The sequence below is a fragment of the Hyphomonas sp. genome (genome assembly GCF_040882205.1).
Taxonomy (GTDB): domain Bacteria; phylum Pseudomonadota; class Alphaproteobacteria; order Caulobacterales; family Hyphomonadaceae; genus Hyphomonas.
In genome coordinates, this window is sequence record NZ_JBBEBT010000332.1 from 1 (window position 1) to 11,689 (window position 11,689).

The window sequence follows — 11,689 nt, forward strand, 5'->3', positions numbered from 1 at the left end:
ACGGGTATGGCCGCGAGACGATGCGCACCCTTCCGGCGGAAACCGCGCCCGAAGTCTGGACGACCAGCTATGGCCGCGACCGCATACCCGAACCCGCGCCGGTGACCGTCTTTCAGACACGCCTCGGAGCCGGACTTTTTTGGTTCAGCCTGTGCCTGTTTGCGCTACTGGCCTTCCTTAGCTGGAGGCGTTAAGTCCCTAAAAGAGGCCCGGAACGCGGCCGGACGCCGGACGAGGATCGGGGTTGACGATGACGGACAGCAAACTTCCAAGTGGTATTGACCGCGTCGTCGGGCAGCGCATCCGGTGGCGCCGCCGTGAGCTGAAGCTCACGCAGGAACGCCTCGGGGAACTCCTTGAGCTGACATTCCAGCAGGTCCAGAAATACGAGAAAGGCGTCAACCGCGTCTCGGCCGGCCGCCTCTACGAGATCGCCGGCGTACTTGGGGTGCCGATCAATTATTTCTTCGAAGGCGCAGAGGAATTCCTCGAAGCCGAACATGCCGAGTTCGCCGAAGATGAAACCGAACCCCACGCCCCGGTGGTGACACCGGAAACGCTCGAGCTGATCTCCGCTTTCCAGAAGATCGAAGACCTGTCACTGCGCAAGTCGCTCCTGAACACTGTGCGCGCGGCGGCTTGCGCGTTCGATCAGCGCGCCTCCAGCCAGGACTGACCGGCGCGCCTGATGGACACGCCTGACAAGGACGACTTCCGGGATCGCCCGATCCGCACTTTCGGGCGCACTGGCGGGCGCGCGCTCTCCCCCCGCCAGCAGCAATTGTTCGAAACCCGCCTCGATCACTGGCGCGTCCCTGATCCGGGCGAGGCGCCGCTTGATCCGCGCGCGCTCTTTCCGGCGGCCCCCGCCGTCTGGCTGGAAATCGGCTTCGGCGGCGGCGAGCATCTCGTGGCGCAGGCGAAGGCCAATCCGGATATCGGCTTCATCGGCTGCGAGCCCTTCGTCGAAGGCGTCGCCAAGGCCATTGCCGGCATCGAGGACAACGGCCTCACCAATGTCCGTCTGTGGCCGGATGATGCCCGCCGGCTGATCGCGGCCTTTCCGGATGCCAGCCTCGCGCGCGCCTTCATTCTCTTCCCGGACCCCTGGCCGAAGCGGCGCCAGCAGAAACGCCGCCTCGTCCAGCCGGACTTCGTGGCCGGGCTCGCCCGCGTCCTTGCCCCGGGCGCCCGGCTGCGCTTTGCCACCGATGTCGCCAGCTATGCCGAGGAGGCCCTGCTCGCCTGGTTGGGGAATGACCGGTTCGAATGGACCGCCACATGTGCAGACGACTGGCGCCATCCGCCCGCGGACCATGTCACGACCCGTTACGAATCCAAGAAACTCGGTGACAGTGACCCGATATGGTACGATCTGGTTCGCATCTGACCCTGTGGATAACATTGACATTTCCGGCGGTTTATGTGGTTATATCAGGCATCGAAACCGGTCGGTCTGAATATCAAGACCCCGTCAGACCGACGGCAATGACTTTCCCTCCTCCGCTTTCGATGGGCACCGGCACGGCGCAATCCCGTGCTTGCCGCGGCCCGGAACGGTAAAGGAAGGCCATTATGGCAACCGGAAAAGTAAAGTGGTTCAACGACCAAAAAGGCTTCGGCTTCATCAAGCCGGATGAGGGCGGTGCGGACGTCTTCGTTCACATCTCCGCCGTTGAGCGTTCGGGCCTGCGCACGCTCGCCGAGAACCAGTCCATCCAGTATGAACTGCATAAGGACGAACGCCGCGGCAAAACCTCGGCCGTGGACCTGAAAGTCCTCTAAGGCACGTTCTGTCGTCAATGTCAGGAGCGGTCCGGTTCGTCCGGGCCGCTTTTGTTTTGAGGTTGACCCGGGCGCTGAGGCTGGCAACCTTTTGTTGAGCGCCGGGGCGAAGGAAAACTGCAACGAACATGAAGGCGCTTCTGGTCAGCTTCGCCGCCAGCTTCTTCTTCTCCGGCACTTTACAGGCGTCCGCACCGCCGAAGTCATTCGCGCTTTCAACTCAGCGCTCGAAGGCAATGATCTGCCGGCTGTCATTCAGACGGCCGGGGCGCTGATCGCGGCGGCCTTCGCCAACCTGGACGATCCGAATGCGCGCGGCGCTGCCTTCGAAGCGGGCACCCAGCTCTGCCTGCGCAACGCCTGCGCAACGCCTGCGACCGGGCCCCCTCGCCGCCGCACTGCTGATGACCGGCCCCGGCACCGAAGACGTCTCGGAATGGCTGGCGAACCTGCTGGTGGTTTTTGCGAAATGGAAAGCGGACCAGACCAGGGCCAATGACAAGGCACTGATGGCGGCGCTTCAGGCGGGTGCGGCGCAAACGCCGACTTATCTGACGATCGCCGCTTTCGACCGCTACCATCTCAGCAAGATGCAGGCGAAGAACCAGACGAAAAATGGGGAAGGTCGCCGAACTGGCCGCCGGTCACCTGAAGCCCGTCTGGCACATTGTTGCGTCGAACTGGACGACGATCGAGCTTTCCGCCGTCGCAACGGCTTTCGGGCGCACCCGCGATACAGGCGTGATCGACCGGTTGGCGAAACTGGAGGTCGCCCTTTATCCGTTTCATCTCGAAAACAGAAAGTCCGGAAGTCCGCGCCCTGAGCCGGAAACCCTCGATTACCAGGCCTTCGCCTGGCGCCAGGCGGTCGAGGCTTTCTTCAAGTCCGAGGGCACGGCAACCTGCGCCCAGATGAAGGCGGCTGAAATCTATATCGCCGAAGAACCCAGAGCGATCAGGACCGCCTACTACAAGGACCGGGAGCGTTCGCCTCCCGCCTGCAGCGGTGGTTTGCGCAAGGCGCCTGAACCGGTTTACCCTGCCAGCGCGCTGAGAGAAGGATATGTTGGCGCCGTGATCGAGGGTTTCGGGATCGTCGACGCAAAGATGGAGAATGCCAGAGTGCTTGCCGCTGCGCCTGACCGCCAGTTCGAAGAGGCGGTGATGAAGACCATGAAGTCCATGAAGACCATGGAGTGGTATTTCGACGAGGTTCAGAGAAGTCCGGACTGCGTGCGCACGGACAATGACCGGCCGGGCATCATTCCCTTCAATTTCGTCAGGACAGGCCGCGCTTTCGTGACGACCGGGATTAAGGCTGCAAACCCCTCGACAAACCTCAGAACTGCGACTATCTAGCCGCCAAGTCGAAATATATCGGCGGCGGGTCCGGAAACGGGTCCGCCGTTTTTCTTTATCTGGAACTGCCGCGCCCCGCATGATCGCCCTGACTGAACAGGAACGCCGCCTCTTGGACATCATCCGCCCCGTTGCGGACCGTCTGGGCATGGAAGTCGTGCGCCTGCGGGTTTCGGGCGGCCGCCGGCCCCACCTTCAGGTAATGGCCGAAAAGGCCGGGGGGGCGGCGACCGATGTCGAGGACTGCGCCCGCCTCAGCCGCGCCATGGGCCCGGTGCTGGAAGAGGCCGACCCGATTTCCGAGGCCTATATCCTCGAGGTCTCGACCCCCGGCATTGACCGGCCGCTGACCCGCCCCGGCGATTTCGCCCGCTGGATCGGCCATGCCGTCCGGATCGAACTCGCCCGCCCGATTGACGGCCGCCGCCGCTTCACGGGCACGATCGTGTCGGAAGGGGAGGACGGGGCGCATATCGAACTCGACGACGAGACCGAACTGGTCGCCGCCGTCCATGAAATGAGCCGGGCGACCCTGGTGCTGACCGACGAACTGATTGAAGCAGCGCGCGCGGCCGGCAACCTTCCGCCCCAGCCCGACGAAGAAGACGACCTCGAAGGTTTTGAAATCGACGAGAGCGAAGACACAGACGAAGAAGAGACAGGAGATCTCCAATGACCACCGTAGGCGTTTCCGCCAACCGGCTTGAAATCCTGCAGATCGCCAAGGCGGTTGCGGAAGAGAAATCAATCGACCAGCGCATCGTCATCGAGGCGATGCAGGAAGCCATAGAGAAAGCCGCCAAGGCCAAATATGGCCAGGAGCACGACATCCGCGCGAAGATCGACCCCGCGACCGGCGAACAGACGCTGTGGCGCGTGCAGACGGTCGTTGATGAAGCGAACTTCGAAGACGAAGCCAAACAGCTGCGCCTCGGTGAAGCCAAGAAGATTGATGCGACGCTGGAAGTTGGCAGCGAACTGAAGGAAGAGCTTCCGCCCTTCGACTTCGGCCGCGTCGCCGCCCAGACCGCCAAGCAGGTGATCACGCAGAAAGTGCGCGATGCCGAACGTGAACGTCAGTATAATGAGTATAAAGACCGCGTCGGCGAAGTCATTAACGGCATCGTCAAGCGCGTTGAATATGGCCACGTCATCGTCGACCTCGGCCGCGCGGAAGGCATCATCCGCCGCAATGACGGCATCCCGCGCGAAAACTTCCAGCCGAACGACCGTGTCCGCGCTTACCTCTACAAGGTCAGCCGCGAACTGAAGGGCCCGCAGATCTTCCTGTCGCGCGCTGCGCCGGACTTCATGCGCAAGCTGTTCGCCCAGGAAGTGCCCGAAGTCTACGAAGGCGTCATCCAGATCAAGGCCTGCGCTCGCGACCCCGGTTCGCGCGCCAAGATCGGCGTCATCTCGAATGACAGCTCCATCGATCCCGTCGGCGCCTGCGTCGGTATGCGCGGGGCCCGCGTGCAGGCGGTTGTCGGCGAGCTTTCTGGCGAGAAGATCGACATCATCCCGTGGAACTATGACGCTGCCACCTTCATCGTGAACGCGCTGCAGCCGGCCGAAGTCTCTAAAGTGGTGCTCGACGAAGACGAGCGCCGCGTCGAAGTCGTCGTCGCCGACGACCAGTTCCCGCTCGCCATCGGGCGGCGCGGCCAGAACGTGCGCCTCGCCTCCCAGCTCACCGGCTGGCAGATCGACCTGATCACAGAGTCGGCGGATTCTGAGCGCTACCAGAAGGAATTCCAGGAGCGCACGGACCTCTTCATGAAAGCCCTGGATGCGGACGAAACGCTCGCCCAGCTGCTCGCCTCTGAAGGCTTCGAGTCGGTTGAAGAGATCGCCTTCGTTGCGCCGGAAGACTTCATCACCATCGAAGGCTTCGATAAGGACGTTGCCGAAGAGCTGCAGGAACGCGCCCGCGAGTTCCTCGACCGCGTTGCCGTCGAAAATGACAACAAGCGCCGCGAACTCGGCGTCGAAGATGACGTGATGGAGCTTGAAAGCATGACGCCGTCCTTCGCCGTGAAACTTGGCGAGCAGGGCGTGAAGTCGGTTGAAGACGTCGCCGGCCTCGTTCCGGACGATATCACCGGGTACCGCGAGCCGGGTCCGGACGGAAAGCCCGTCTGGGTCGAAGGCATCCTGAAGAAGGGCGAAATGCGCAAGGACGACGCCCAGCTGTTCATCATGAAGGCGCGCGTCATCGCGGGCTGGATCGAGCAGGAAGCTGTCGATGAGTTGATCGCGCAGCAGGCTGGCGATGAAGTGGCGCCCGAGCTGACCGAAGACGAGCGCGCGCTTCTCGCCCTCGGCGAGCTTGGCAACAACAACTCCGATGATGACGAGGAAGCCCTGGCTGAAGAGCTCGGAATAGACCTCGCAGACCTGCAGATGGAGGGCGGCGATGAAGAAGCCGTACCCGAACAGTGAACCGGGTCTGATCCCCGACAATGAAGAAGACGTGGACGGCGATGCTTCGGCATCGCCGGAGCGTCAGTGTGGGGTCACCCGCGAACGCTTCCCGAAGGAAGCGATGATCCGTTTTGTTCTGTCTCCGGACAATGTCGTCACGCCGGACATCGCCGCCCGCCTGCCGGGCCGGGGCGTCTGGGTCGCCGCCGAGCGCCGGCATGTCGATGCCGCCGCGGCGAAAGGCGCCTTCGCGCGCGGCTTCAAGAGCGCCGTCACGGTGCCCGAAGGACTATCGGAGTTCACCGAACGCCTTCTGGTCAAGCGCTGCGTCGAACTCCTCGGCCTCGCCCGAAAGGCGGGGCAGGCGATCCAGGGCCACGATCAGGTGCGCGACGCGCTGCGCGGCAAGGAACCTGCCTTCCTCCTCGAAGCCAGCGATGGTGCAGAGGATGGGCGCAACAAGGTGTATTTTCTCGCTAAAGCCCTATATAGCGGCGTGAAAGTGGCGGGTGCGCTCAGCGCACAGGAATTGGGCATGGCTTTCGGACGCGACCGTGTGATACACGGCCTCGTCCGCCGGGGCGCCATCGCAAAGAACTGGGAAATCGCCTATCGGCGCCTGACCGGCTTCAGAGTGGCCCCCGAACTTGACTGGTTCCCAGGACCGGATCGGTAACGGATTTTGCCGGGGCGCATGGGCGGCCCGGCTCAGAATATGATATGTAGGACGAATGAGCGACAGCAACGATCAAGACAATTCCGGTGGCCGCAAGCCGCTGACAGTCGTGCGGAAAACTTCCGGCACGGTGAAGCAGAGCTTCAGCCACGGCCGCTCCAAGCAGGTCGTGGTCGAGACCAAGAAACGCCGGCCCGTCACGGCAGGCGGCCCGCCTGTCGCCGGACAGCCCACCGAGGCGGCGGCCGCTGCGGCCGTGTCGATGGAGGCGAAGCTCGTCGCCCTCGCCTCGAAGCTGGGCATCACGGTCGCCGAGCTGAAGGCCCGCCAGAAGGTTCTGGAGCGCCGCAAGACGGAAGAATCCGCGCGCGCAGAAGATCAGCAGAAGGAAAAGGCGTCGCAGGACCGTCTGCGTACCGAGCAGGAGCGAAAGGCCCAGGAAGGCCGCGACCGCGACGACGCAGAAGTCCGCCGCAAGGCTGAAGAAGAAGCCCGCAAGGTTGCCGAAGCGGCTCCGAAAGAGCATGCGGTCGAGCGGCCGACGAAGGCCCGCACGCGTCCGGAAGCGGCGTCTCCCGCCGCCTCTGTGCCGGTTGAAGAAGAAGATGCCGGCCGCGCCAAGCGCGGCGGCGGCAAGCCGGTCAAGGACGACCGCGGCGCCGGCGACCGGGCCCGCGAAGCAGCGGCCCGCAGCCGCGATGCCGGCGCACGCCGGCAAGGCAAGCTGACCATCGCCTCCGCCCTCGGCGACGACGCAGACCGCCAACGCTCGCTCGCCTCTGTGCGCCGTGCGCGCGAGCGCGAACGCGAACGCAAAATGGGCGGCGGCGGAGACCGTGACAAGGTTTCCATCGAAGTCACTTTGCCTGAGACCATCACGCTGCAGGATCTCGCCGGCCGCATGAACGAGCGCGTCGCTGACGTCGTTAAATTCATGTTCAAGCAGGGCGAAATGCTGCGCGGGAACGACATCGTCGATGCCGACACGGCCGAGCTGATCGCGTCGGAATTCGGACACACCGTGAAACGCGTGTCGGAAGCGGACGTTGAAATCGGCCTCGAAGGCGAAGTCGACGATGACACCGACCTGCAATCGCGCGCCCCGATTGTCACGATCATGGGCCACGTTGACCACGGCAAGACCTCGTTGCTCGACGCGTTGCGCAAAACTGATGTCGTCTCCGGCGAAGCCGGCGGTATCACGCAGCATATCGGTGCCTACCAGGTTCAGTTGAAATCCGGCGAGCGAATCACCTTCCTCGACACGCCCGGCCACGCGGCCTTCACGGCGATGCGCGCCCGCGGCGCCAACGCCACCGACATCGCAATCCTCGTGGTTGCGGCGAACGATTCGGTGATGCCGCAGACGATTGAATCGATCAACCATGCCAAGGCCGCCGGTGTCCCGATCATCGTCGCCGTCACCAAGACAGACCTTTACGACGCCAACCCGGACAAGGTGCTGACAGACCTCCTGCAGCATGACATTCAGGTGGAATCGATGGGCGGCGTGACAATTGCCGTGAAAGTTTCGGCCAAGACCGGTGAAGGTCTGGACGAGCTGACGGACGCCATCTCGCTGCAGGCCGAAGTGCTTGAACTGAAAGCCAACCCGAACCGCGAAGCGGACGGCGTGGTGATCGAATCCAAGCTCGACAAGGGCCGCGGCCCGGTCGCTACTGTGCTGATCAAGCGCGGCACCCTGAAGCGCGGCGACATTGTCGTGGCCGGCGCCCAGTGGGGCAAGGTCCGCGCCCTCGTCGACGAGCGCGGCCAGCAGCTTGACGGCGCAGGCCCTTCGCTTCCGGTGGAAGTGCTCGGCATGGACGGCGCGCCTGATCCGGGGGAGGCCCTGGTGGTCGTCGATTCGGAATCGCGGGCCCGCGAGATCACGGAATACCGTATACGCGCGAAACGCCAGGTTTCCGGCGCCGCCGGTTCCGCCGCCCGCGCCTCGCTCGACCAGCTGCTCTTGCGTCTCAAGGATGGCACGGTCGAAACGCGCGAACTTCCGATCGTCCTCAAGGCCGACGTGCAGGGCTCCGTCGAGGCGATCTCGATGTCGCTCGACAGGATCTCAACCGAGGAAGTCCGCGGCAAGGTCATCCACGGCGCGGTCGGCGGGATTTCGGAATCCGATGTCCTTCTGGCCCGTTCGTCGAATGCGCCGATCTTCGCGTTCAACGTCCGCGCTAACAAGCAGGCGCGCGACCTCGCCGAGCGTGAAGGCGTCGAGATCCGCTACTATTCGGTGATCTACGACCTGATCGACGACGTGAAATCCACGCTGTCGGGCATGCTCGCTCCGGAGAAGCGGGAAACTTTCCTCGGCTATGCAGACATCCTCGAAGTGTTCAACATCACGAAGGTCGGCAAGGTTGCCGGCTGCCGGATTTCCGAAGGCAAGGTTTTGCGCGGCTGCGGCGTGCGCCTCCTGCGCGACAACGTCGTCATCCACGAAGGCAAGCTCAAGACGCTCAAGCGCTTCAAGGACGAAGTCCAGGAAGTCAATTCGGGCATGGAATGCGGCATGGCCTTTGAACGCTACGAAGACATTCGTGTCGGCGATAAAATTGAATGCTTCCAGGTAGAGGAAATCGCAAGGACGCTCGCTTAGTCTCGGCGGATGAGCGATACCTTTCGGGTTTCCGGTCGGCTGCAAAGCCGTGACCTGAAGCGGCTGGTCCGGGTGAGCCGGTCCGGCACAATCGGGCCGATGGCACTTTACTATGCCGGCCTGACCGCCCCGATCATCTCGGCGAGCGTTGCCCTCCTGGCCAAGGACGGCGCCCGCTCGCTGGGATGGGGCCCCATCTCGCAGCTGCTGGTCTCGGCCAACCTGGCTGCCTTTGCTGGAATTGCGTGGTACATCATCTTCATGCGCTGGTCTTATCGCAACCGTCCCGGGCGCGGCACCGAAAGCAGCCTCGACACCGAAGTTTCCGCTTCGGACGAGTGCCTCAGCGTGCGGCGCGGTCCAGTCGAAACCCGGGTCGGATGGGCAGGTGTGCGCAAGGTGAACGCAGGCAAGGCTCACCTTTCGGTGTTCATCGACGGCGCCGATACGCTGATCATTCCCGATGCCTGGTTCGGCAGCGACGCCGCACGCTGCGAGGCTTTTTCCCGATATGTCCAGTCCAAGGTTGCCCGCTGATGGCCAAGGCCAAGAAAACGTCCACACCCGGCCTTCCGTCGCAGCGCCAGTTGCGGGCCGGTGAGATCATTCGCCATGCCCTGGCCGAGATCATTTCGCGCGAGGATCTGCGCGATCCGGAACTCAGCGGCGTGCTCGTCACGGTCGGCGAAGTGCGCTGCTCGCCGGATCTGAAGCGCGCCAAGGTTTACATTGCTCCGCTCGGCGACGATTCCGAGGCCGGTCGCACCCGTCTTGCCGGCGCGCTGAACCGGGCCGCCACCTTCCTGCGCGGCCGGCTTGGCCGCGAGATCGAGCTGAAGTTCACGCCCGAACTGCATTTCATCGCCGACAAGTCATATGACGAAGCGACCGCCATCGACCGCCTCCTGTCGGACCCGCGCGTGCGTCGCGATATCGAGGGCTGACCTTAAGGAACGTTTTGCCGCGTTTCTGCCTTGATGCTTTGTCATTTGACAGGTTTTCGCCCAGTATCGACACCAACAGCGGGCAAGAAGCCGGGGAAAAGGGCATGAAACGCCAGACCATCGACCAGGAAGGTGCACGCCAGGGCGAGGTTTCGTCTGCGTCACTGCAACTCGCGGACGACACGATCGCCATCCGCCGCATCGCGACCATGTCGGTCGAGCGGCACGAGTTCTTTCCCTGGGACACGCCTGCCAATCGCAAGACGCAAAGCATGTACGCCACGTTCTGCGTCGGCATGCTGTTCTTCGGCCTCGTCGGCTTTGCCTGGTGGGCGATCCGTCAGGCGCAAGGCGACGGTGTGATCGCCCTTTTGGCGGGTATCGTGCTGATGGTACTTGGCTTCGTTCTTGGCATCCGCGCGGCGATGATCGCGATGAAGCTGAAGAAACAGGAGCCCTATTTCCGTCTGCTGATCGGCACGTCCGATGGCCGCCAGATTCCGCTCGTCGACAATAACCGCGATGTCCTCATCAAGATACGCGATGTTGTCCGTCATAAGATGGATACCGGCGACGCGGGCGTCACCGGCGATTTCGACCTCAACCTCGACATCGTGAACCTGCGGCTTCCGAAGGGTGTTGCGGCGTCCGTACCGCTGTCCCGGCCGATCGAGGCTGACGTCTTCGACGACGAGGAAGGCGCCTCCCCGCCAGGGTATCCGGCCGCAGGGAAGGCTTGATCTTCTCGCTTCAGACGATGTGCAGTTGCACGCCGGCATTGCCCCGCGCGGCGTTTGAATAGGGGCACACTTCGTGTGTCTCCTCCACTAGCGCTCCGGCTTCAGCGCGGCCCGCGCCGGGCAGAGACACTTCGGGCGCCCCGCCAGGCGCAAAGCCTTTGCCTTTCGGGTTCTGGCCGATGCCGATATGTGCAGTGTCCGATGTGTCCGCCGGCAGCTTCATTTTTGTCTGGCCCGCCACGAATTTGAGGGCCGAATGGAAGCAGGCCGCATAACCGGCCGCGAAGAGTTGCTCCGGGTTCGTGCCGGGCCCATCGGCGCCGCCAAATTCCCTGACTGTAGCGAGCGAGACCCTGAGGCGTCCGTCATCGGTTTTCGCTTCGCCGGTACGCCCGCCAGAGGATGTTGCGTGGGCTGTTTACAGGATGTTCACGGGGTAGCTCCTTGCCCGTGATGGAAGATATATAGTATACAATTATATTGTGCACAATATAAAAGTGTAAACATTCCTGTAATGGAAAAGAGTGGAGAGGTCGGATGCAGGGTCTGGAGCTTCGATTGAGATGATCTGCGCCGCCTGTCCGAACGGCTCATTCTAAGTCGAAGGAGCGCCGGTGCCTGAGGCAGTCCGGCTTTGCCCATCCTTCGTCTTCTCAGTATGAGTGGCGGCTTGCCCGCAAGATCGGTACCGCAAATCTCTAGGCAGCCAGGGCGGCGCGCAGTTTCTTGAGCGTTTTGCGCAGGGTCAGGAATTCGGAAATTGACAGCCCGCCCCTGGCGCCGACCTGTTGCGGGATGCAGGCCGCTTTCTGTTTCAGGGCGCGGCCCTTGAGCGTGAGGCGGATCATCACCTGTCGCTCGTCCTTGGCATTGCGGGTGCGGGTGACGAGGCTGGCGGCCTCAAGCCGTTTCAGCAGCGGCGTCAGTGTGCCGGAATCGAGGAAGAGCCTCTTGCCAAGCGCGCCAACGGTGACGCCGTCCGTCTCCCAGAGGCTGAGCATGGTGACGTATTGCGGGTAAGTCAGGCTGATCTCGTTCAGCAGCGGCTTGTAGAGCTTGGTCATCTGAAGTGACGCCGAATACAGGGCGAAGCAAAGTTGGATGTCGAGGAGCAGGGGGTCTTCGGCGTTGGTCATGGTCGTGT

The 11,689-nt window shown here is 63.0% G+C and carries 12 protein-coding genes and 2 pseudogenes; 12 read left to right on the forward strand and 2 right to left on the reverse strand.

Features of this window, described 5'->3' with window-relative positions; translation table 11 throughout:
* The 12 genes and pseudogenes from WEA77_RS14360 to WEA77_RS14415 all read left to right on the forward strand — a co-directional run.
* Nucleotides 1–194 (forward strand): annotated as a pseudogene (locus WEA77_RS14360) (apolipoprotein N-acyltransferase); the annotation flags it as partial.
* Between the two features lie 56 nt (nt 195–250).
* The gene (locus tag WEA77_RS14365; RefSeq protein ID WP_368068563.1) at nt 251–676 is read left to right on the forward strand and encodes a helix-turn-helix domain-containing protein; all 426 of its coding nucleotides are present in this window, start codon (nt 251–253) and stop codon (nt 674–676) included.
* Nucleotides 677–688: 12 nt separating this feature from the next.
* Entirely contained in the window at nt 689–1,390 is a 702-nt protein-coding gene (gene trmB, locus WEA77_RS14370) for a tRNA (guanosine(46)-N7)-methyltransferase TrmB (RefSeq protein WP_368068564.1), read from the forward strand.
* Between the two features lie 185 nt (nt 1,391–1,575).
* Nucleotides 1,576–1,785, forward strand: a complete 210-nt coding sequence (locus tag WEA77_RS14375; RefSeq protein ID WP_291039562.1) for a cold-shock protein — start codon at nt 1,576–1,578, stop codon at nt 1,783–1,785.
* Nucleotides 1,786–2,400: 615 nt separating this feature from the next.
* Nucleotides 2,401–3,144 (forward strand): hypothetical protein, encoded by a 744-nt coding sequence (locus WEA77_RS14380; RefSeq protein ID WP_368068565.1) that lies wholly within the window; start codon nt 2,401–2,403, stop codon nt 3,142–3,144.
* A 79-nt stretch (nt 3,145–3,223) separates the two neighbouring features.
* The gene (gene rimP, locus WEA77_RS14385) at nt 3,224–3,820 is read left to right on the forward strand and encodes a ribosome maturation factor RimP (protein WP_368068566.1); all 597 of its coding nucleotides are present in this window, start codon (nt 3,224–3,226) and stop codon (nt 3,818–3,820) included.
* Nucleotides 3,817–5,586 (forward strand): transcription termination factor NusA, encoded by a 1,770-nt coding sequence (gene nusA / locus WEA77_RS14390; RefSeq protein WP_368068567.1) that lies wholly within the window; start codon nt 3,817–3,819, stop codon nt 5,584–5,586. The genes rimP and nusA overlap by 4 nt, the downstream gene beginning before the upstream one ends.
* The gene (locus WEA77_RS14395) at nt 5,561–6,244 is read left to right on the forward strand and encodes an RNA-binding protein (protein ID WP_368068568.1); all 684 of its coding nucleotides are present in this window, start codon (nt 5,561–5,563) and stop codon (nt 6,242–6,244) included. The genes nusA and WEA77_RS14395 overlap by 26 nt, the downstream gene beginning before the upstream one ends.
* 55 nt (nt 6,245–6,299) lie before the next feature.
* Nucleotides 6,300–8,861, forward strand: a complete 2,562-nt coding sequence (gene infB, locus WEA77_RS14400) for a translation initiation factor IF-2 (protein ID WP_368068569.1) — start codon at nt 6,300–6,302, stop codon at nt 8,859–8,861.
* A gap of 9 nt (nt 8,862–8,870) precedes the next feature.
* A complete protein-coding gene (locus WEA77_RS14405; protein WP_368068570.1) occupies nt 8,871–9,398 on the forward strand; it encodes a YcxB family protein in 528 nt (175 codons plus the stop codon).
* A complete protein-coding gene (gene rbfA, locus WEA77_RS14410; RefSeq protein ID WP_368068571.1) occupies nt 9,398–9,805 on the forward strand; it encodes a 30S ribosome-binding factor RbfA in 408 nt (135 codons plus the stop codon). Before WEA77_RS14405 ends, rbfA begins: the two co-directional genes overlap by 1 nt.
* 104 nt (nt 9,806–9,909) lie before the next feature.
* Nucleotides 9,910–10,545: a hypothetical protein gene (locus tag WEA77_RS14415; RefSeq protein ID WP_368068572.1), complete on the forward strand. Its 636-nt coding sequence runs from the start codon at nt 9,910–9,912 to the stop codon at nt 10,543–10,545.
* A gap of 10 nt (nt 10,546–10,555) precedes the next feature.
* On the opposite strand, the pseudogene WEA77_RS14420 reads toward WEA77_RS14415, so the two are convergent.
* Together WEA77_RS14420 and WEA77_RS14425 are read right to left on the reverse strand one after the other, a co-directional pair.
* Nucleotides 10,556–10,978, reverse strand: a pseudogene (locus WEA77_RS14420) (organic hydroperoxide resistance protein).
* A gap of 265 nt (nt 10,979–11,243) precedes the next feature.
* Nucleotides 11,244–11,681 (reverse strand): MarR family winged helix-turn-helix transcriptional regulator, encoded by a 438-nt coding sequence (locus WEA77_RS14425; protein ID WP_368068573.1) that lies wholly within the window; start codon nt 11,679–11,681, stop codon nt 11,244–11,246.
* Between the last annotated feature and the right edge of the window lie 8 nt (nt 11,682–11,689).